This is a genomic window from Brachybacterium endophyticum, assembly GCF_003130585.1.
GTDB lineage: Bacteria > Actinomycetota > Actinomycetes > Actinomycetales > Dermabacteraceae > Brachybacterium > Brachybacterium endophyticum.
The window spans coordinates 979,155-999,987 of the sequence record NZ_QFKX01000002.1; the positions used below are offsets into that span (position 1 = coordinate 979,155).

The window sequence follows — 20,833 nt, forward strand, 5'->3', positions numbered from 1 at the left end:
AGGGAAGACGGGGGAGTGGCCGCGGCCGGGACCGCAGCACCGGAATGATCCGGCCGGCGCCGGCGAGCGGCACCTGTGCGAGGTACGAGGCCGCTCAGCGCTCGGTCTCGAAGGGCAGCAGCAGATCGCGCAGGGTGCGCGCGAGATCGACGCTGCTGGACGGATCGCCGCCGCCGAGCACCTCTCGCTCCGATTCCAGCAGGATCTCCATGGCCGCGTCGACCTTCTCGATGCCAGCAGGCTCGAGGCTCACACGCACGGCGCGCCCGTCATGAGGATCGCGGGAGCGGCGCACCAGGCCCTTGGAGGCGAGCTTGTCCAGGCGGGTGGACATGGTGCCGCTGGTGACGAGCGTCTGACGGACCAGAGCACCCGGGCTCAGCGGCTCCGCTCCCGCGCGACGCAGGGCCGACAGCACGTCGAACTCCCAGCCCTCGAGCCCGGTGGCGGTGAAGGCCGCCCGACGCGCCGACTCCAGATGGTGCGCGAGCCGCGAGATGCGGGAGAAGACCTCGAGGGGCGAGGTGTCCAGGTCCGGCCGGGCCCGCGCCCAGCCGGCGACGATCCGGTCGACCTCGTCGGTGCGCAGGGGAGAACTCGGCATGGGGCGAGTGTACGGAATCCGGCGGGGGACCAGAGGGACTCAGCGGCCGCGCAGCTGAGGGGCCTTCTCGAGGGCGCCCAGGCCGAACCAGGAGAGATTCACCATCCGCGCGGCCACCTCCTCCTTGGAGGGCATCCGGGTCTCCAGCCACCACTGGCCGGTGAACGCGACCATGCCGACCAGCATCTGGGCGTAGAGCGCGGCGTCGGCGGCGGTGTAGCGCCGCAGGCGCAGCTGCGCGGTCAGGATCGACTCGACCTTCGCGGCCACGTCCCCCAGCAGGGTCGAGTAGGAGCCGCCCTGGTGGGTCGCGGGGGAGTCCCGCACCAGGATCCGGAAGCCGTCCTCGCGCTCGTCGATGTAGGTCAGGAAGGCCAGCGCCGCCCGCTCCATGAGGGAGCGTGGGTGCGCGCGATGGTCCTCCAGGGCGGTCTCGAGCGCCCCGAGCAGGGTCGAGGTCTCACGGTCCACGATCACCGCGTACAGCCCCTCCTTGCCACCGAAGTGCTCGTACACGATGGGCTTGGAGACCTGGGCGCGCGCGGCGATCTCCTCGACGCTGGTCGCGTCGTAGCCCTTCTGGGCGAACACGGAGCAGCCGATCTGCACGAGCTGCTCGCGGCGCTCGCGTCCGCTCATCCGCGGGGTGCGCGGGCGGGAGGGGACCTTCTCCGAGGCGGCGGGCATGGGGAGAGTCTCCCACGTCTGCTGCGCCGGCCAGCGGCCGATAGGATCCCGGTGCGTCCATGAGGGACGATCCGCCATGGTGTAATCGGCAACACCTCAGATTTTGGTTCTGAAGTTTCAGGTTCGAGTCCTGATGGCGGAACGGTCCGCCGACGGGAACGTCGGCGTCCGGCCCGTCCGGGAACGCACGACACCTGTCGCTGCGGCTCGGATCCGCCCCCTGCGCCAGCGCACCGAGGAGAACCACGTGAACGTTCCTGCCCCTGCCGCCGTCATCGTGCTCGCCGCGGGAGCCGGCACCCGGATGAAGTCGAGGATCCCCAAGGTCCTCCACCCCATCTGCGGTCGCTCCCTCGTGCTGCACGCCCTCGAGGCGGCGCGCGGAACCTCGCCCGCCCAGCTGGTCGCCGTCGTGCGTCACGAGCGCGAGCGGGTCGTGGACCACCTCGCCGAGCACGCACCGGACGTCCTGATCGCCGACCAGGACGAGGTCCCCGGCACCGGCCGCGCCGTCCAGTGCGGGCTCGACCGGGTCAGCGCCGATAGCGGCACCGTCCTGGTGACCTACGGCGACGTCCCCCTGCTGGATTCGGAGACCCTCGGCGCGCTGGTCGCGGAGCACGAGGCGACCGCCAGCGCGGTCACCGTGCTGACCGCCCGCGTCCCCGACCCCACCGGGTACGGGCGGATCCTGCGCGAGGAGAGCACCGGGGAGGTCGTGGGCATCGTCGAGCAGAAGGACGCCGACGAGTCCCAGCGGGCGATCGACGAGGTCAACTCCGGGATCTACGCCTTCGACCTGGCGGTGCTGCGCGATGCGCTCGCCCAGGTGACCACCGACAACGCGCAGGGCGAGATGTACCTCACCGACGTGCTCGCGATCGCCCGCTCCGGCGGCGGCGCGGTGCGGGCGCTGGTCACCGACGACGCCATGCTCGTCGAGGGTGCCAACGACCGCGTCCAGCTCGCGCAGCTGGGCGGCGAGATGCGTCGCCGCCTGCTCGAGAAGCACATGCGCGCGGGCGTGACGATCGTGGATCCCGCGACCACCTGGATCGACGCCGAGGTCTCCATCGGCCAGGACACCGTCATCCAGCCCGGCGTGCAGCTGCTGGGGGCGACCAGCATCGGCGAGGAGGCCCGCATCGGGCCGGACACCACCCTCGAGGACACCGAGGTCGACGAGGGCGCGAGCGTGGTGCGCACCCATGCGCTGCTCGCGGAGATCGGCCCCGGCGCGAGCGTCGGCCCGTTCACCTACCTGCGCCCGGGCACCGTCCTCGGCGCGCGCGGGAAGATCGGCGGCTTCTGCGAGACCAAGAACGTCCAGATCGGCGAGGGCGCGAAGGTCCCGCACCTGAGCTACGTCGGCGATGCGGAGATCGGCGAGGGGACGAACATCGGCGCCGCCACGATCTTCGCCAACTACGACGGGGTGGACAAGCACCGCACCTCCGTCGGCAAGCACGTGCGTGTGGGGTCCGACAACGTGATCATCGCCCCTGTCACGATCGGGGACGGCGCCGTGACCGGGGGCGGCACCACGGTCCGCGGGGACGTGCCGCCCGGAGCGCTGGCCGTCAACGACACCTCCCTGAAGATCGTGGAAGGATGGACCTCGCGTCGCCGCGCCGGTACCGCTGCCGACGAGGCGGCACGCGCAGCTGCGAAGCGGGACAACGCCCCGGGGAGCTCGTCCGCGGACGGGAAGGAACAGGAGAACTGATGAGCGGTATCACCGCGACAGGCGAGAAGCGACTGGTCCTGGTCTCGGGGAGGGCTCATCCTGTGCTCGCCCAGGAGGTCTCCGAGGAGCTCGGGGTCGACGTGCTCCCGATGGACGCCTGGGACTTCGCCAACGGCGAGATCTACGTGCGCTACGGCGAGTCCGTGCGCGGGGCCGACGCCTTCGTGCTGCAGTCCATGCCCGCCCCCATCAACCAGTGGCTGATGGAGCACCTGATCATGATCGACGCGCTGAAGCGGGCCTCCGCCAAGCGCGTGACCGCGATCGCCCCCTCGTACCCGTATGCGCGCCAGGACAAGAAGCACCTCGGCCGTGAGCCGATCTCCGCGCGCCTGGTGGCAGACCTCTACGAGACCGCGGGCATCGACCGCATGATCTCCGTGGATCTGCACGCGCCGCAGGTCCAGGGGTACTTCAACAGCCCGCTCGACCACCTGATGGCGCTGCCGATCCTCTCGCGCTACGTCAGCGAGAAGTACGGCGAGGAGGACCTCACCGTCGTCTCCCCGGACGCCGGCCGGATCCGGGTCGCCGAGCAGTGGGCCAAGCGCCTGGGCGGCGTGAACCTCGCGTTCATCCACAAGTCCCGCGACCCCAAGAAGCCCAACCAGGCGATCGCCAAGCGCGTGATCGGTGAGGTCGACGGCAAGACCTGCGTGCTGGTGGACGACATGATCGACACCGCCGGAACCATCGTGCAGGCCGTCGACGCCCTCACCGCCAACGGCGCCAAGAACGTGATCGTGGCGACCACCCACCCGATCCTCTCGGACCCGGCGGCCGAGCGTCTGCGCAACAGCGGCGTGCTCGAGGTCGTGTGCACCAACACCCTGCCGGTGCCCGAGGAGAAGCAGTTCCCCGAGCTCACCCAGCTCTCGATCGCCCCGCTGCTGGCGCGGGCGATCCGCGCGGTCTTCGACGACGGATCGGTCACCAGCCTGTTCGACGGCGAGGTCTGATCCCGGCCCCCGGGAGCTGCCGCCGCACGCTCCCGGACGACCGCTCCCGACGGCCCGGCGAGGCGCATCACAGTGCCTCGCCGGGCCGTCGGTCGTCGGCCCGGGCCGTGCTAACCTCCCCAGGTCACTTCGGCGAGGGAGAGCTCTGCTCTCCGTGATCGACGCGGTGCGGGAGAGACCCTTCGTGCGTGCGCACGGGCGGTGCGGTTCCCGCGGCGCTGCTCGCCGCCCCGCAGACCGCAAGGAGAATCCCATGGCTGAGAAGCTGAACGTCGAGACGCGCGAGGAGTTCGGCAAGGGCGCTGCCCGCCGCATCCGCTCGGAGAACAAGATCCCCGCCGTTTTGTACGGCCACGGCACGGAGCCGGTGCACATGGTGCTGCCCGGCCACGAGACCGCGCTGATCGCCCGTAACCCCAACGCGCTGATCGAGCTGACCCTGCCCGGCGGCGAGAGCCACCTGGGCCTGATCAAGGAGCTCCAGCGCCACCCGCTCTCGCGCAACATCACCCACCTCGACCTGATCCTCGTCCGCCGTGGCGAGAAGGTCGAGGTCGACATCCCCGTCTTCGTCACCGGTGAGCCCGTCTCCCCGGCGATCGCGGTCGTCGACGCGCAGGCCCTCACCCTCTCGGTCGAGGCCCTGCACGTGCCCGAGAGCATCGAGGTCACGGTCGAGGAGCAGGAGGAGGGCTACCAGCTCTTCGCCGGCGACGTCGTCCTGCCCGGCGGCGCCGAGCTCGTCACCGACCCGGAGATCCTCGTGGTCTCGGTGCAGCTGCCCCGCGTCGAGGAGGAGCCGGAGGAGTTCGAGGAGGGCACTGAGGGCGCCGAGGGCGAGTCCGAGGAGTCCGCCGAGGGCGAGTCCGAGGAGAGCACGGACGAGGACTCCGAGAAGGAGGAGTGAGCCCGCGCGATCGCAGCGTGCGATCGCTTGCTCACAGCTCGTCACCGGGGCGTCGCGCACTGCGCGGCGCCCCGGTAGCGTTCTGGGTCCGGCCTCCGGTCCTTCCGACGCCCGCCGGTGCCCCGCCCCACGATCCCTGGAGGACGCCCCGATGACCGTCACGAACGGGACCTTCCTCGTCGTCGGACTCGGAAACCCGGGGCCGAAGTATGCCTCGACCAGGCACAACGTGGGGCAGATGGTCCTCGATCACATCGCCGCGCAGACCGGTGGACGCTTCACGGCCGCCCGTCGCGGTCCCGCCGTCGTCCTCGAGGGGCGGATGGGCCTGCCGGGCTCCGACGCCCGCACGATCCTCGCGAAGTCGACCGGATACATGAACACCAGCGGCGGCCCGGTCTCGGCCCTCGCCGGCTATTACCGCATCGGGGCGGATAACGTGGTCGTGGTGCACGACGAGGTCGACCTGCCCTTCGGCGTGATCCGCCTCAAGCGCGGCGGCGGCGAGGGCGGGCACAACGGCCTGCGGGACATCACCAAGGCCCTGGGGGCCAAGGACTACCTGCGGGTGCGCGTGGGGGTGGGGCGCCCGCCCGGATGCCAGGACACCGCCGACTACGTGCTCTCCCCGTTCCGGGGGAGCGAGAAGAAGGAGCTCGACCTGGTGATCGGCGAGGCCTCCGACGCCATCGAGACGCTGGTGCTGAAGGGACTCACCGACGCCCAGCAGATCGTCCACACGAGGGAGCCGCGATGACCGCGCCCGCAGCGACACACCAGCAGCCCGAGGGCACGGGGCCCGCCGAGGCCCCGCCCCTGGGTCCGCTGCTCGACCTCGTCGCGAGCGGAGAGGACCTCGCGCGCCTGCGCGAGCTCGTCACCCCGGCAGAGGGCGCCGTCGAGGACTCCACGACCATCACCCCGACGGCCCTGGTCCCCTTCGCGATCGCGGACCTCGCCCGCAGGGCGACCCCGGACGCCCCGCTGGTGGTGCTGACAGCCACCACGCGCGCCGCCGAGGACGCGCGCGCGGCGCTCGAAGCGATGACCGGGACCCAGGGCGTCGCCGAGCTCCCGGCGTGGGAGACCCTGCCGCACGAGCGCCTCTCGCCGCGCGCGGACACCGTCGCCCGGCGCCTGCAGACCCTGCGACGGATCGCCCACCCGGAGACCGAGCAGCCCGTCTCGGTGCTGCTGCTGCCCGTGCGCAGCCTCATCCAGCCCATCGCCACCGGACTGGGCGACCTGCGCGCCGTGCGGGCACGCGTGGGGGAGGACTACCCCCTGGACCGCCTCGAGCAGGACCTCGTCGACGCCGCCTACGTGCGCACGGACATGGTCGAGAAGCGTGGCGAGTTCGCGGTGCGCGGCGGCATCCTCGATGTCTTCCCGCCCACCGAGCCACATCCTGTGCGCGTGGACCTCTTCGGCGACGAGGTCGACGAGATCCGGTACTTCTCCATCGCCGACCAGCGCTCGCTGGAGTCCGTCCCGCACGGGCTCGACGCGGCGCCCTGCCGCGAGATCCTGCTCACCGATTCCGTGCGCGAGCGTGCCCGGGAGATGGCCGAGAAGCTGCCGGGCGTGCGCGACATGCTCGAGAGGATCGCGGCCGGGATCGCGGTGGACGGCATGGAGTCGCTCAGCCCCGTGCTCGTGGACGCCATGCAGCAGGTCGTCGACGTGCTCCCTGCCGCCTCCCGGTTCCTGGTCATCGACCCCGAGCGGGTGCGTGCCCGCGGCGCCGAGCTGGTCTCCACGACGGACGAGTTCCTCGCCGCGGCGTGGTCGAGCGCCGCCGCGGGCGGCGGGCTCCCGATCGACGTGGACGCGGCGAGCTTCGTCCCCGTCGGCGAGGTCCGCGACCACGCCCGTCAGCGCGGTCAGAGCTGGCACACGCTCGCCCCCTTCGGCCTGGACGAGGACGTCGACCTCACCGCGAGCGCGACCAACCATCCCGGCTACTCCGGCCGCAGCGAGGACATCGCCCGCGACCTCACCGCCCGCCGCGACGACCACTGGCGGATCGTGGTCACGATGACCGGCAGCGGTGGCGCCCGCCATGCCGCCGAGACCCTCCAGGAGCAGGGCGTCCCGGCCCGCTACGTCCACCCGCTCACCGAGCAGCCGCAGGCCGACGAGCCGCTCGTGACCGTCGGGCCGTTCGCGGACGGTCTCGTCGACGAGTCCCTGCGGCTGATGATCGTCTCCGAACGTGACGTCACCGGCAAGACCGGTCAGCGGCGCAGCGGGGGAGAGCGGCGCATCCCCTCGCGCCGGCGCAACGTGGTCGACCCGCTGCAGCTGCGGCCGGGGGACCACGTCGTCCACGCCCACCACGGCGTGGGCAGGTTCGTCGAGATGACCAGCCGCACCGTGGGCAGCGGCGCGAAGACCACCACCCGCGAGTACCTCGTCATCGAGTACGCCGCCTCCAAGAAGGGCCAGCCCGGCGACCGCCTCTACGTGCCCAGCGACCAGCTGGACCAGGTCACCAAGTACGTCGGCGGCGAGGACCCGACGGTCAACCGGATGGGCGGCACCGACTGGGCCAAGACCAAGTCGAAGGCCCGCAAGGCGATCCGGGAGATCGCCGACGAGCTGGTGCGCCTGTACTCCGCCCGGCAGTCCGCCCCCGGCCACGCCTTCGGTCCCGACACCCCCTGGCAGCGCGAGCTCGAGGACTCCTTCGAGTTCGTCGAGACACCCGATCAGCTCTCCACGATCGACGACGTCAAGAGCGACATGGAGAAGTCGGTGCCGATGGACCGGCTGATCCTGGGGGACGTCGGCTACGGCAAGACCGAGATCGCGGTCCGCGCGGCCTTCAAGGCCGTCCAGGAGGGCAAGCAGGTGGCCGTGCTCGCGCCCACCACGCTGCTCTCCCAGCAGCACCTGGACACTTTCACCGAGCGGTACACGGGCTTCCCGGTCACCGTGCGGGGGCTCTCGCGATTCCAGTCCGACGCCGAGTCCGAGCGCACGATCGAGGGGCTGCGCGACGGCAGCGTCGACATCGTGATCGGCACCCACCGTCTGATCACCGGGCAGGTGCGCTTCAAGGACCTCGGTCTGCTGATCGTCGACGAGGAACAGCGCTTCGGGGTCGAGCACAAGGAGACCCTGAAGGCGATGCGCACGAACGTCGACGTGCTCTCGATGTCGGCGACCCCGATCCCGCGCACGCTCGAGATGGCCGTGACCGGGATCCGCGAGATGTCCACCCTCGCCACGCCCCCGGAGGAGCGCCACCCCGTGCTCACGTACGTGGGCGCCGAGGACGACAAGCAGGTCACCGCCGCGATCCGCCGCGAGCTGCTGCGCGAGGGCCAGGTCTTCTTCATCCACAACAAGGTCGAGGACATCGACGCCGTCGCCCAGCGCCTGCGGGAGCTGGTGCCCGACGCGCGCGTGCAGGTCGCCCACGGCAAGATGAACGAGAACCAGCTCGAGCAGGTGATCGTCGACTTCTGGGAGAAGGAGTTCGACGTGCTGGTCTGCACGACGATCGTGGAGACCGGGCTGGACATCGCCAACGCCAACACCCTGATCGTCGAGAACGCCGACCGTTTCGGGCTCTCCCAGCTGCACCAGCTGCGCGGCAGGGTGGGCCGCTCGAGCGAGCGCGCCTACGCCTACTTCCTCTACGACGGCTCCAAGCCGCTCACCGAGACGGCGACCGACCGTCTCACCACGCTCGCCACCAACACGGACCTCGGCGCCGGCATGCAGGTCGCCATGAAGGACCTCGAGATCCGTGGGGCCGGCAACCTGCTGGGCGGTGAGCAGTCCGGTCACATCGCGGGGGTCGGCTTCGACCTCTACGTGCGGATGGTGGGGGAGGCCGTGGCGGCCTTCCGCGGCGAGTCCTCCGCCCCCACCAAGGACGTCAAGGTCGAGCTGCCGCTGGACGCGCACGTGCCCCACGACTACATCGCCTCCGAGCGCCTGCGGCTGGAGGCGTACTCCAAGCTCTCGGGGGCGAGCGACCGCGCCACCATCGAGGAGGTGCGCGCCGAGCTCAGCGATCGCTACGGCACGCCCCCGCCGCCGGTCGAGGTGCTGCTGGACGTGGCACGCTTCCGCCTGGAGTGCCGGGACGCCGGGATCGAGGAGGTGCAGGCACAGGGCAAGATGATCCGCTTCGCCCACCTCGAGCTCACGGACTCCGTGGCGATGCGCGTCAAGCGCCTGTACCCGGGCACCATGCTCAAACCCGCCGTGCGTCAGGTGCTGGTGCCGCGGCCGATGACCAAGCGGCTGGGCGGGGTCGAGCTGCGCGACCACGAGCTGCTCGACTGGGCGCGCACCGCGATCGGTGTGCTCCGTCCCGCCACCGGCGGGGACGCGGCATGAGCGGCGTCCCGGCGCGCGGCAGCGAGCTGCTGCGCGCCGTCGCCGTGATGGAGGCCCTGCGCGCCGCCGACGGCGACGCCTGGAGCGCCCTGCAGACCCACCACTCCCTGGCCCGCTACCTGCTCGAGGAGACCCACGAGGTCCTCGAGGCGATCGAGGAGGGGAGTCCCGGCGCGGACGGCCCCCTGCCCGACGAGCTCGGTGACCTGCTGTTCCAGATCCTCTTCCACTCCCGCCTGGGCCAGGAGGAGAGCCCGGCCTGGGACGTCGACGACGTGGCCCGCGCATTCATCGGGAAGATGGAGCGGCGCAACCCCCACGTCTTCGGCGACCGCCCCCAGTCCGCCCTCGAGGACCGCGACGACGTCGAGGCGATCATCGCCCAGTGGCACGCGGTCAAGGCCGCCGAGAAGGCCGGGAGCGAGGCGTCACCCGCAGCGGATGCGCAGGACCAGGGGTCCGGGGTCGATCCCGCCTGGTCCGAGGGGATCCCCCACGCGCTGCCGGCGCTGCAGAGCGCGGCCAAGACCGTCCATCGTGCACGCTCCGCGGGACGCATCGAGGACCTCGTCGAGACCGCGCAGACCGCGGCCGAGGCGGAGGACGCCGAGCAGTGGGGTGCCGACGTGGCCCTCGCCCTGCTCGAGGTGGTCCGCTCCGCCGAGCAGCGGGACATCGACCCCGAGTCGGCCCTGCGCACCCTTCTCGCCCGCACCCGCGGCTGAGCGCGGATCCGGCCGCCCGCAGCGTCCCCGCCCGGCGTGGGCGCCCCAGGAACGCCCCACCGGTCCCGTCTAGACTGGGACCGATACCGAGCGCCCTCGTCGGCGCCGGACCTGACCTCATCCGAAGGAAGGAACCCCTATGGCTCTCATCGATGCCGTCATCTCCCGCGAGATCCTCGATTCGCGCGGCAACCCCACCGTCGAGGTCGAGGTGCTCCTCGACGACGGCACCTTCGCCCGCGCCGAGGTCCCCTCGGGTGCCTCCACCGGCCAGTTCGAGGCCGTCGAGCTGCGCGACGGGGACAAGGGCCGCTACCTGGGCAAGGGCGTGACCAAGGCCGTCCAGGCCGTCATCGACACGCTCGGCCCGGAGGTCGTGGGCCTGGACGCCCAGGAGCAGCGCGCGATCGACCAGGCGATGATCGACGCCGACGGCACCGACAACAAGGGCACCCTCGGCGCCAACGCGATCCTCGGCGTCTCCCTCGCCGTGGCGCGTGCGGCAGCCGACTCCTCGGCGCTGCCCCTCTACCAGTACGTGGGCGGCCCCAACGCCCACGTCCTGCCCGTGCCGATGATGAACATCCTCAACGGCGGCTCTCACGCGGACTCCAACGTGGACATCCAGGAGTTCATGATCGCGCCGATCGGAGCCGGGAGCTTCGTGGAGGCCGTGCGCATGGGCGCCGAGGTCTACCACGCGCTCAAGGCCGTCCTGAAGGAGCGGGGCCTGTCGACCGGGCTCGGCGACGAGGGCGGTTTCGCCCCGAACCTCGAGTCCAACCGTGCGGCGCTCGACCTGATCGTCGAGGCCATCGGGAACGCCGGGTACACCCCCGGCTCGGACGTCGCCCTCGCCCTGGACGTCGCCGCCTCCGAGTTCTTCGAGAACGGCTCGTACGCCTTCGAGGGCGGCCAGAAGTCGAGCGACGAGCTGATCGCCTACTACGGCGAGCTCGTGGACGCCTACCCGCTGGTCTCCATCGAGGACCCGCTGGACGAGGAGGACTGGGACGGCTGGAGGGCCATCACCGAGAAGCTGGGTCAGAAGGTCCAGCTGGTGGGCGACGACCTCTTCGTCACCAACCCCGAGCGCCTGGGCAAGGGCATCGAGACCGGCGCCGCCAACGCGCTGCTGGTCAAGGTCAACCAGATCGGCTCCCTCTCGGAGACCCTCGACGCGGTCGATCTCGCCCACCGCAGCGGCTACCGCTCGATGATGTCCCACCGCTCGGGCGAGACCGAGGACACCACGATCGCCGATCTCGCGGTCGCCGTGAACTGCGGCCAGATCAAGTCCGGTGCGCCGGCGCGCGGCGAGCGCGTGAACAAGTACAACCAGCTGATCCGCATCGAGGAGGAGCTGGGCGAGGCGGCGACCTACGCCGGCGCCACGGCGTTCCCGCGGTTCTCCGCCTGACCGCGCTACTCTCGAACGCATGACTGCACGACGACCGGGCGCCCCGCGATCCGCGGGACGCCCGGTCCCTGCATCCCGAGGGCGACGCGGTGAGCGTGCCCGCTCGGCCACGGGCTCCCGTCCCGGCAGCGCCTCCTCGCGCCCGGCCGCGGCCTCGCGCCCGCGCAGCTCCGCGCGCCCCGACCCGGCGGAGGAGACCGACGGTCCCGTCATCACCATCACCCGCCGCGCCCTGATCCTGATCGCCGTGATCGTGGTCGCGCTCGCGACGCTCGTCCCCACGGTCAACTCCTACGTCGCCCAGCGCCAGCAGCTGGCGGAGCTGCAGGACAAGGTGTCCCAGCAGCAGGAGGACAAGAAGGACCTGCAGGCGCAGGTAAATCGCTGGGACGACCCCAACTACGTCGCCGCCCAGGCCCGCGAACGTCTGCTGTACGCGATGCCGGGTGAGACGCAGTACCGGCTCATGGACTCCTCGGGCCAGGACGTCCCCCTCACCAGCGCCCAGCAGGAGCAGGCCACCAAGGACAAGGGCGACTGGTTCACGACCCTGTGGAGCAGCGTCGAGGGCGCGAGCCGCGCCGACGGGGCGAGCACGTCCGTGCCTCCGGCCGACGGCCACAGCGGCGACCCCGAGGCGCCCGGCACGGGCAAGCACGACGGCGAGGGCGGCTCGTCCTCGGACGGCGGCGGGAAACCCCAGCAGCACGACCAGGTCGATCAGAACGGTCAGGATCCCCAGTGACATCGCAGAGCGCGCTTGACGCACTTCCCTTCGAGACGCCCGCGAGCGCCGAGGACCTCGCCGAGATGGCCCGACAGCTGGGACGCGAGATGCGCGGTGTGCACTCGGTCGCACGGCGCTGCGCCTGCGGCCGCCCGGCCGTCGTGCGCACCGAGCCCCGGCTCCCCGGGGGCACCCCGTTCCCCACCAGCTTCTACCTCACGCTGCCCACGATGGTGCAGGCGGCCTCGCACCTCGAGGCAGGGGGCCGTCTCGCCGAGCTGACGGCACAGCTGGCGGAGGACGACACCCTGGCCGAGGGCTACCGCCGTGCGCACGAGCACTACCTCGCCCGGCGTCACGAGCTCGGGGTGGTCGAGGAGATCGAGGGCATCAGCGCCGGCGGCATGCCCACGCGCGTGAAGTGCCTGCACGCCATCATCGGTCACGGCCTGGCCGAGGGCCCGGGAGTGAACCCGGTGGCGGATCTCGTGCTCGAGGAGATCGCGCCGGGAGCGGAGATCGACGTCTGCCGGTGCGAGGTCGTCCCGGACGGCGCGGCGGAGGAGAGCCGTTGAGCGCCCCGGTCGCCGCGATCGACTGCGGCACCAACTCGATCCGTCTGCTGATCGCGCGCCCGGCCGAGGACGGCCGGGGACTGGTGGATCTCGAGCGGCGCATGGAGGTCGTCCGGCTGGGGTACGGGGTCGATCGCACCGGCCGCTTCGATCCCGAGGCGATCGCTCGTACCCTCGCCGCGACCCGCGAGTACGCGGAGCTGATCGCTCGTCACGGCGTCGAGCGGGTGCGCTTCGTCGCCACCTCGGCGACCCGTGATGCCTCCAACCGTGAGGAGTTCATCGACGGCGTGCGGGCGATCCTCGGGATCGCTCCCGAGGTGATCCCGGGGGACGTCGAGGCCGAGCTCTCCTTCCGCGGGGCCGTCACCACGCTGGGTGACCTCCCGGCGGGGCAGAGGGTCGTCGTGGACATCGGCGGTGGCTCGACCGAGCTGGTCGCGGGCATCGACGTGCCCAGCCACCGCATCAGCCTGGACATCGGTTCGGTGCGTCTGACGGAGCGTCACCTGAGGGACGACCCGCCCACGTCCGAACAGATCGGACGGGCCCGCGCCGACATCGAGACGATGCTGGACCAGGCCCAGCTCGAGGTGCCTCTCGGCGCCACCACGACCCTGGTCGGGGTCGCCGGCACCGTGACGACCCTCACCGCGCTCGCGGAGGGTCTCGAGGCCTACAGCCCCGACGTCACCCACGGCAGCGAGATCGACATCGCCGCCATGCGGGAGGTCTGCTGGCAGGTGCTCGCCATGAGCACGGCCGAGCGCTCGCGCCACCGGATCATCCACCCCGGTCGGATCGACGTGATCGGAGCGGGGGCCCTGATCTGGGACCTGGTGCTCGCACGCGTGCAGGAGGCATCGGGACTGACCACCGTACGCAGCTCCGAGCACGACATCCTCGACGGGATCGCCCTCTCGCTCGTGTGAGGCGTCCGGCCCGTCCTGCCAGCCGGAGGATTTTCACCCGAAAGCCTGGTTGGCCCTATCCTGTCGCTATGAACACCATCAGCGGCGGAAAGCCCCATGTCCTCATTCTCGGCGGCGGGTCCGTCGGGCTCACGACGGCCAGCGACCTGCGCAAGTCGCTCGGCTCCGATGTCGCCATCACGGTCGTGGACTCGCGTCCCTACCTGACCTTCGCGCCGTTCCTCCCCGAGGTCGGCTCCGGCTCGATCGACCCCCGCAACGCCCTCGCCCCGCTGCGCAAGGCGCTGTCGGGCACCAAGGTCGTCACCGGCGCGGTGACGGGCGTGCGCAGCTCCGAGAAGGTCGTGGCGGTCGAGACCGAGGACGGCGACGATCTCGAGATCTCCTACGACTACCTCGTGATCGGCCTGGGCTCCGTCCCCCGCCTGCTGCCGATCCCCGGCCTGGCCGAGCACGCGATCGGCTTCAAGTGGGTCGAGGAGGCCGTCGCGGTGCGCGACCGCATCCTGGCCAACCTCGCCGAGGCCGCGTCCACGAAGGATCCCCGCACGCGCAAGCGCCTGCTGACCTTCACCTTCATCGGCGGCGGCTTCGCCGGCGGCGAGGCCGTGGCCGAGGCGGAGGACATGGTCCGCGACGCCCTGCGCTACTACCCCGACCTGCACTCCTCGGACGTGCGCTTCGTGCTGATCGACGCCGCCCCGTTCATCTTCCCGGAGGTCAGCGAGGAGCAGCGCGCCTACGCGCTGAACCAGCTGCGGGAGCGCGGTGTCGAGGTCAAGCTCGAGACCTTCGTGAACTCCTGCGAGAACAACGTCGTCAAGACCAGCGACGACGACGAGTTCGAGACCGACCTCATCGTCTGGAACGCGGGCGTCAAGCCGAACCCGCTGCTCAGCGACTCCGAGGCCTTCGACATCCCCGTGCTCTCCGAGCGCGGTCCGAAGATGGGCAAGCTCGAGTGCCTTCCCGATCTCCGGGTGAAGGGCGCCGAGGGCGCGCTGGACGACGTCTTCTCCGGCGGCGACTGCGCGGCGGTCCCGGACCTCGCCTCGGGCGAGGACAAGCTGTGCCCGCCCAACGCCCAGCACGCCGTGCGCCAGGGCAAGCGGATCGCCGACAACATCACCCGCTCCGTGCAGGGTCGCCCGCTCGTGGACTACTACCACAAGAACATGGGCACCATGGCGACGCTGGGCATGTACAAGGGCATGGGCTACCTGCTGCTGGGAGACAAGCGCATCGAGCTCAAGGGTCTGCCGGCCTGGGGTGCGGCGCGCGCCTACCACCTGATCACGATGCCGACGATCGGCCGCAAGGCGGCCGTCGTGGCCGACTGGGTGAGCTCCGCGATCTCCCGTCGCGACATCATCGGCATCCCGCAGTCCACGAACCCCCGCGGGGCGTTCGAGCTCGCTGCCGGTCCGAAGAAGAAGTGATCCGCTGACACAGCGCTGAGCTGACGTCGCACGGCCCCGGCCGGGCGACGTCCCCAGAGCCGACGGGCCCCCGGAGTGATCCGGGGGCCCGTCGTCATGCTGTCCCCGGTGGCCTATGATGTGACCAGACGTGATCAGAGAGGCCCTTGAACGGTCAGGCTCGGTCACGGCGAGCGGGTCCGTCCGGACTCCGGGGCGCGGGACCACGCGAGCTCCGGCGCCCGGTGCGCGGACATCACCTCGGGGCCGCGCCGCGCATGCGGCCCCCGCACCGACGAAGGAGCCCACGTGGAGATCATCATCGCGAAGGACGCGGAGCAGGCCGCATCGCTCGTCGCGGACCGCTTCGAGGAGGTGCTGCGCGAGCGCGGCACCGAGGGCGCCGTCCTGGGCCTCGCGACGGGGTCGAGCCCGGTGGCCACCTATCGTGAGCTGATCGCCCGTCACCGTGGGAGCGGGCTCTCCTTCGCTGCCGCGCGCGCCTTCCTGCTGGACGAGTACATCGGGCTGCCGGCCGACCACGAACAGAGCTACCACCGCTTCATCCGCGAGAACTTCACGGCGCACGTCGACATCCCCGACCAGCTGGTGCTCTCCCCGGACGGCGAGGCGCCCGACCCCCGCGCCGAGGCCGTCCGCTACGACGCCTCCATCGCGGAGGCGGGCGGGGTCGACATCCAGATCCTCGGCATCGGCGCCAACGGTCACATCGGCTTCAACGAGCCCTCCAGCTCCTTCGCCTCCCGCACCCGGGTCAAGACCCTCACCGAGCAGACCGTGAAGGACAACTCCCGCTTCTTCTCGAGCCCGGAGGAGGTGCCGATCCATGTCCTCACCCAGGGCCTGGAGACGATCAGGGAGGCGCGCCAGATCGTGCTGATCGCCACGGGCGAGGGCAAGGCGCAGGCCGTCCACTCGATGGTCGAGGGACCGGTGAGCGCGGAGTGCCCGGCGAGCATCCTGCAGATGCACCCCCGCGTCACGATCGTCGTGGACGAGGATGCTGCCCGGCACCTCACCCACACCGATTACTACCGCTTCATCCAGGCGCAGAAGGGGCGTCTGTCTCGCTGATTCCTGCGGGCGTCGTACGCGCCGATAGCATCGACCCATGCAGACCTCGCCCCCACCGACGTCGACCCCCGACCGTGCCGTGGAGCCCTCGGCGCTCGACCGATTCTTCGGCATCACCGAGAGGGGGTCGAGCGTTGGTCGAGAGGTGCGCGGCGGGATCGTCACCTTCTTCGCGATGTGCTACATCGTCGTGCTGAACCCGCTGATCATCGGCACGGTCCCGGACTCCACCGGTCACTACCTGGGCGGCGGGACGTCCCCGAACCTGCCCGCTGTGGCGGCGGGGACCGCGGTGGTCGCCGGCGTGCTGACGATCCTGATGGGGACCTGGGCGAAGTTCCCGCTGGCGCTCGCGGCGGGTCTGGGCCTGAACGCCGTGCTGGCCTACTCGGTCGTGCCCCTGCCCGGGATGACGTGGGCGGGTGCCATGGGGCTCGTGGTGATCGAGGGCATCCTCGTCCTGGTGCTCGTCCTCACGGGCTTCCGCCGCGCGGTCTTCAACGCCGTCCCCCCGTTCATGAAGACCGCGATCGGTGTGGGCCTCGGCCTCTTCATCGCGTTCGTGGGTCTGTTCAACGCCCGCTTCATCACCCCGGCCGACGGCACCCCGGTGCAGCTCGGCAACGACGGGTCGATCGCCGGCTGGCCGGCAGCCGTGTTCATCTTCGGCCTGGTGCTGATGTTCGCGCTGTTCGTGCGGCGCGTCCCGGGCGCCATCCTGATCGCGATCGTCGCCGCGACGGTGCTGGCGATCGTCATCGAGGCCGTGGTGGGTGTCGGCGCCTACTCCGACGGGTCCGACGGCTCCCCCGCCAACCCCACCGGCTGGAGCCTGAACGTCCCGTCGTTGACGGAATCGCCCGTGCGCATGCCTGATTTCTCGACGCTGTTCACGGTCGACCCCGTCGGCGGCATCACCGCTGCCGGCGTCGTCGGCGCCATCGCGATCGTCTTCTCGCTGCTGCTCGCCGACTTCTTCGACACCATGGGCACCATGGTCGCAGTCGCCTCCGAGGGGAAGCTCCTCCAGGAGGACGGCGACATCCCCCGCTCCCAGCGCATCCTGGTGGTGGACTCGCTGGCCGCGATCGCGGGCGGTGTCGGAGGCGTCTCGTCGAACACGAGCTACGCGGAGTCCGCCTCGGGCGTGGCCGAGGGCGCGCGCACCGGTCTCGCGGCCGTCGTCACGGGGATCGCGTTCGTGCTCAGCACGCTGCTCTCACCGCTGGTGGCGATGGTTCCCTACGAGGCGGCGACCCCCGCGCTGGTGATGGTCGGCTTCCTGATGATGACCCAGGTGACCTCGATCGACTTCAGCGACGTGGAGAAGGCGATCCCCTCGTTCCTGACGATCATGCTGATGCCCTTCACCTACTCGATCACGGTGGGCATGGGCGCAGGGTTCCTCATGTACGTCGTGATCCGGATCGTGCGAGGCCGCGCCCGTGACGTGCACTGGCTGATGTACGTGGTGGCGGCGATGTTCGTGCTCTACTTCCTGCGCGGACCGCTCGAGAGCCTGCTGACGTGACCAGCGGCGACGCGGAGGAGCGCATCGACGAGGTGATCGCCGACCTGCACCAGGTGCTGCTGGCGTCCTCGCGGCGCCTGCGGTCCCGGGCCGCCACCGACGCGGTCTCGGTCGCCCAGTTCGCCGTGCTCGCGTACCTGCGTCGCGAGGGTGAGGCCACGCCCGGGCGGCTGGCGGAGTTCGAACGGGTCTCGCCACCCGTGATGACCCGGATGATCGGGCGGCTCGAGGCGGACGGATTGATCGCGCGCCGGCAGGACACTCAGGACCGCCGACAGATCCTGCTCGCCCTCACCGAGAGCGGCCGGGAGGTCGTCGCAGAAGGCCGACGGGCGCGCAGCACGTGGCTGCGCGAGCGGATCTCGCATCTCTCGACGGACGAGCTCGAGGCCCTCGACGAGTCCGTGCGCACGCTGCGCTCGGTGCTCCTCGAGAGCCCGTCGGGCACACCGACGAGCTCTCCGCTCGATGGAGGTCCCGAGGGGAGTGGCCCGAGCCCCGACGGGGCCGCCGCCCGCTGAGAGCAGAAGCGACCCACCGGGCCGGCCACCGTCAGGTCAGGGCGCGCGGGCCCCGGCTCTCCCGGCGTTCAGCCGTCGTTGCGCAGGGCGTCCAGGACGTGATCGAGCACCTCGATCAGTGCCTGCACGTCGGACTCGGGCACCGAGGGGAAGGTCGCGATCCGCAGCTGGTTGCGGCCGAGCTTGCGGTAGGGCTCGATGTCCACGATGCCGTGCTTCCTCAGAAGGTCGGCGATGCCGGCGCCGTAGACGTCGTCGACGAGATCGAGCGTCGTGACCACCTGCGAGCGCGCCGACGGGTCCGTGACGAACGGGGAGACCTCCTCCCGGCGCGCAGCCCACTCCTGGAGCAGGCCGCTGGTGGCGCGGGTGCGGGCGTCGGCCCACGCCAGGCCTCCCTGCGCGAGGATCCACTCGATCTGCTCCGCGAGCAGCACCAGGGTCGCGATGGCCGGGGTGTTCAGGGTCTGGTTCTTGCGGGAGTTGTCGATCGCCGCGGTCAGTGACAGGAACTCCGGGACCCAGCGCGCGGAGCTCTCAATCTCCTCGGCGCGGGCTATCGCGGCGGGGGAGAGGGCGGCGATCCAGAGTCCACCGTCGGAGGCGAAGGACTTCTGCGGCGCGAAGTAGTAGGCATCGGCCTGGGTGAGATCGACGGCGACGCCTCCGGCAGCACTGGTGGCGTCCACCAGCACCAGCTGGTCATCACCGGCACCGTTCGGACGCTCGACCGGGAGCATCACGCCCGTGGAGGTCTCGTTCTGGGGCCATGCGTAGACGTCGACGCCTTCCTCGACGCTCGCGCGGGCAGCGCTCCCCGGCTCGGCGCGCACGATCGAGGGGTCCGACAGGTGCGGGGCGGCAGTGGTCTCGGCCGCGAACTTGGAGGAGAACTCCCCGAGGACGAGGTGCTGCGCCTTCTCACGGACCAGGGCGAAGGTCGCGGAGTCCCAGAACGCGGTGGACCCGCCGTTGCCGAGGACGATCTCGTACCCCTCGGGAAGGGCGAACAGCTCGGTGAGCCCTTCCCGCACGCGGCGCACCAGGTCCTTGACGGGCGCCTTCCGGTGCGAGGTGCCCATCACGCTCGTCCCGACCTCCGCCAGTGCCTGCATCTGCGCGGGACGCACTCGGGAGGGACCCGAGCCGAAGCGGCCGTCAGCGGGCAGCAGGTGGGTCGGGACGGTGATGCTGTCGAGATCTGCCACGGGGCCTCCTAGAGGGTGCTTCATCCAGAACGGGGTGGGCGTCGCCCTCCCATTGTCGTCGTCCCATTGTCGTCCCCGGCACCTCGGGATGCCTGATCCCTCCGGGTCGTGGACGTGTTCTGGCAGTATCGGGGGCATGAACCGGGCCGATCTGGAGAAGAACCCCTACGACGTGGCTGGGATGTTCGACGGCATCGCGCGACGCTACGACCTGATGAACGATCTCGCCGCGCTCGGGCAGGTGCGCTCGTGGCGGCGGGCGATGGTGGAGTCCCTGGACATCACCGTGGGGGAGAGGGTCCTCGATCTCGCAGCCGGGACCGGGACCTCGACCGCGGCTCTGGTCGACGCCGGCGCCGATGCTCTCGCCGCGGACTTCTCCACGGGCATGATCGAGGAGGGACGACGGCGGCAGCCCCACATCCCGTTCATCGCGGCCGATGCCCAGGAGCTCCCTTTCGCCGATGACACCTTCGACGCGGCGGTGATCTCGTTCGGTCTGCGCAACGTCTACCGGCCCCGACGCGCGATCGCAGAGATGCGCCGAGTGGTGCGGCCGGGAGGCCGAGTCGTCGTCTGCGAGTTCTCGACGCCGACCTCGAAGACATTCCGCACGGTCTACAGCAGGTACCTCCTGCGTGCGATCCCTGCAGTCGCGCACCGCGTGGCCCCGAGTCCCGAGGCCTATGACTACCTGTCCGAGTCGATCCTCGACTGGCCGGACCAGGGGACTCTCCGTCAGTGGATGATGGAGGAGGGACTGGAGCAGGTGCAGTACCGCAACCTCACCGGTGGCATCGTCGCGCTGCATCGCGGCTTCGTCCCTCGCGGCTGACGCGAGCGCCGTGGGGCCCACGCCAGGCACGAGTGGTGCAGGACACGCTCTGACCTGGGGCTGTGGAGTTGACGTGGGGGCCGGGAGTGCGTAAGTTTATTCCTCGTGCCCGGCCGATGGTTCGGGGAAGTCGGAACATGGTTTTCTTCTTCTCCGGTGCTGGTTCGGGTCTCGGATAATTCGATAGTCGGCTTGGCGGGTATCCCAGATCACAGGGTGCCGAGTTGACGTGGAGAACCGAGTTCCCCTAAGGTTTAGGGGTTGCCCCGGAGAGATGGCCCGGAAGGGTTCTGATCACGGTGTGTGCGTGTTGTTTGAGATCTCAATAGCGTGTCTGTTTGTTGATGCCAAATTTTGTTTGGCATGACGGATGATGTAGCAGATTAGTTTTAATGTGCTAGTTGTTTGTTGTGCCAGGATTATGTTTTTCATTTTTGATGGAGAGTTTGATCCTGGCTCAGGACGAACGCTGGCGGCGTGCTTAACACATGCAAGTCGAACGATGATGGCCGTGCTTGCACGGTCGGATTAGTGGCGAACGGGTGAGTAACACGTGAGTAACCTGCCCCCCACTTCGGGATAACCT

General features: G+C 70.5%; 18 protein-coding genes, 1 tRNA gene and 1 rRNA gene. 17 read left to right on the forward strand and 3 right to left on the reverse strand.

Annotated elements, in window-relative coordinates; translation table 11 throughout:
- Nucleotides 1-94: 94 nt before the first annotated feature.
- Both DEO23_RS08765 and DEO23_RS08770 read right to left on the reverse strand, forming a co-directional pair.
- Entirely contained in the window at nt 95-604 is a 510-nt protein-coding gene (locus tag DEO23_RS08765) for a MarR family winged helix-turn-helix transcriptional regulator (protein WP_109275566.1), read from the reverse strand.
- Between the two features lie 39 nt (nt 605-643).
- The gene (locus DEO23_RS08770) at nt 644-1,291 is read right to left on the reverse strand and encodes a TetR/AcrR family transcriptional regulator (RefSeq protein WP_240613306.1); all 648 of its coding nucleotides are present in this window, start codon (nt 1,289-1,291) and stop codon (nt 644-646) included.
- 70 nt (nt 1,292-1,361) lie between these two features.
- Here DEO23_RS08770 and DEO23_RS08775 point away from each other — a divergent pair.
- From DEO23_RS08775 to DEO23_RS08845, 15 genes are all read left to right on the forward strand, one after another.
- Nucleotides 1,362-1,433, forward strand: a tRNA-Gln gene (locus DEO23_RS08775).
- Nucleotides 1,434-1,595: 162 nt separating this feature from the next.
- Nucleotides 1,596-3,017 (forward strand): bifunctional UDP-N-acetylglucosamine diphosphorylase/glucosamine-1-phosphate N-acetyltransferase GlmU, encoded by a 1,422-nt coding sequence (gene glmU / locus DEO23_RS08780; protein ID WP_240613320.1) that lies wholly within the window; start codon nt 1,596-1,598, stop codon nt 3,015-3,017.
- Nucleotides 3,017-3,997 (forward strand): ribose-phosphate diphosphokinase, encoded by a 981-nt coding sequence (locus DEO23_RS08785; protein ID WP_109275568.1) that lies wholly within the window; start codon nt 3,017-3,019, stop codon nt 3,995-3,997. The genes glmU and DEO23_RS08785 overlap by 1 nt, the downstream gene beginning before the upstream one ends.
- Before the next feature lie 253 nt (nt 3,998-4,250).
- Nucleotides 4,251-4,904, forward strand: a complete 654-nt coding sequence (locus DEO23_RS08790; protein WP_109275569.1) for a 50S ribosomal protein L25/general stress protein Ctc — start codon at nt 4,251-4,253, stop codon at nt 4,902-4,904.
- Between the two features lie 151 nt (nt 4,905-5,055).
- Entirely contained in the window at nt 5,056-5,661 is a 606-nt protein-coding gene (gene pth, locus DEO23_RS08795) for an aminoacyl-tRNA hydrolase (protein ID WP_109275570.1), read from the forward strand.
- A complete protein-coding gene (gene mfd / locus DEO23_RS08800) occupies nt 5,658-9,260 on the forward strand; it encodes a transcription-repair coupling factor (RefSeq protein WP_109275571.1) in 3,603 nt (1,200 codons plus the stop codon). The genes pth and mfd overlap by 4 nt, the downstream gene beginning before the upstream one ends.
- Nucleotides 9,257-9,985, forward strand: a complete 729-nt coding sequence (locus tag DEO23_RS08805) for a MazG nucleotide pyrophosphohydrolase domain-containing protein (RefSeq protein WP_240613307.1) — start codon at nt 9,257-9,259, stop codon at nt 9,983-9,985. Before mfd ends, DEO23_RS08805 begins: the two co-directional genes overlap by 4 nt.
- Nucleotides 9,986-10,124: 139 nt before the next feature.
- The gene (gene eno / locus DEO23_RS08810) at nt 10,125-11,405 is read left to right on the forward strand and encodes a phosphopyruvate hydratase (protein WP_109275572.1); all 1,281 of its coding nucleotides are present in this window, start codon (nt 10,125-10,127) and stop codon (nt 11,403-11,405) included.
- Nucleotides 11,406-11,424: 19 nt separating this feature from the next.
- Nucleotides 11,425-12,150 carry an FtsB family cell division protein gene (locus DEO23_RS08815; RefSeq protein WP_109275573.1) on the forward strand — a complete coding sequence of 242 codons (726 nt, stop codon included), beginning with the start codon at nt 11,425-11,427 and terminating at the stop codon, nt 12,148-12,150.
- Complete coding sequence (locus DEO23_RS08820) at nt 12,147-12,707, forward strand: DUF501 domain-containing protein (protein WP_420808019.1); 561 nt, start codon at nt 12,147-12,149, stop codon at nt 12,705-12,707. The genes DEO23_RS08815 and DEO23_RS08820 overlap by 4 nt, the downstream gene beginning before the upstream one ends.
- Entirely contained in the window at nt 12,704-13,639 is a 936-nt protein-coding gene (locus DEO23_RS08825; RefSeq protein WP_109275574.1) for a Ppx/GppA phosphatase family protein, read from the forward strand. The genes DEO23_RS08820 and DEO23_RS08825 overlap by 4 nt, the downstream gene beginning before the upstream one ends.
- 68 nt (nt 13,640-13,707) lie before the next feature.
- Nucleotides 13,708-15,078, forward strand: a complete 1,371-nt coding sequence (locus tag DEO23_RS08830; RefSeq protein WP_109275575.1) for an NAD(P)/FAD-dependent oxidoreductase — start codon at nt 13,708-13,710, stop codon at nt 15,076-15,078.
- 288 nt (nt 15,079-15,366) lie between these two features.
- Entirely contained in the window at nt 15,367-16,152 is a 786-nt protein-coding gene (gene nagB / locus DEO23_RS08835; protein WP_109275576.1) for a glucosamine-6-phosphate deaminase, read from the forward strand.
- Nucleotides 16,153-16,189: 37 nt separating this feature from the next.
- Nucleotides 16,190-17,683 (forward strand): NCS2 family permease, encoded by a 1,494-nt coding sequence (locus DEO23_RS08840; protein WP_109275577.1) that lies wholly within the window; start codon nt 16,190-16,192, stop codon nt 17,681-17,683.
- A complete protein-coding gene (locus DEO23_RS08845) occupies nt 17,680-18,204 on the forward strand; it encodes a MarR family winged helix-turn-helix transcriptional regulator (RefSeq protein ID WP_109275578.1) in 525 nt (174 codons plus the stop codon). Before DEO23_RS08840 ends, DEO23_RS08845 begins: the two co-directional genes overlap by 4 nt.
- A 68-nt stretch (nt 18,205-18,272) precedes the next feature.
- Here DEO23_RS08845 and serC read toward each other — a convergent pair whose 3' ends face one another.
- Nucleotides 18,273-19,412, reverse strand: coding sequence for a phosphoserine transaminase (gene serC / locus DEO23_RS08850; RefSeq protein ID WP_240613308.1), 1,140 nt, complete (start codon nt 19,410-19,412; stop codon nt 18,273-18,275).
- Between the two features lie 136 nt (nt 19,413-19,548).
- Here serC and DEO23_RS08855 point away from each other — a divergent pair, with 136 nt between their 5' ends.
- Nucleotides 19,549-20,247 (forward strand): demethylmenaquinone methyltransferase, encoded by a 699-nt coding sequence (locus tag DEO23_RS08855; protein ID WP_109275580.1) that lies wholly within the window; start codon nt 19,549-19,551, stop codon nt 20,245-20,247.
- A 434-nt stretch (nt 20,248-20,681) separates the two neighbouring features.
- Nucleotides 20,682-20,833: ribosomal RNA gene (locus DEO23_RS08860) — 16S ribosomal RNA — on the forward strand; the annotation flags it as partial.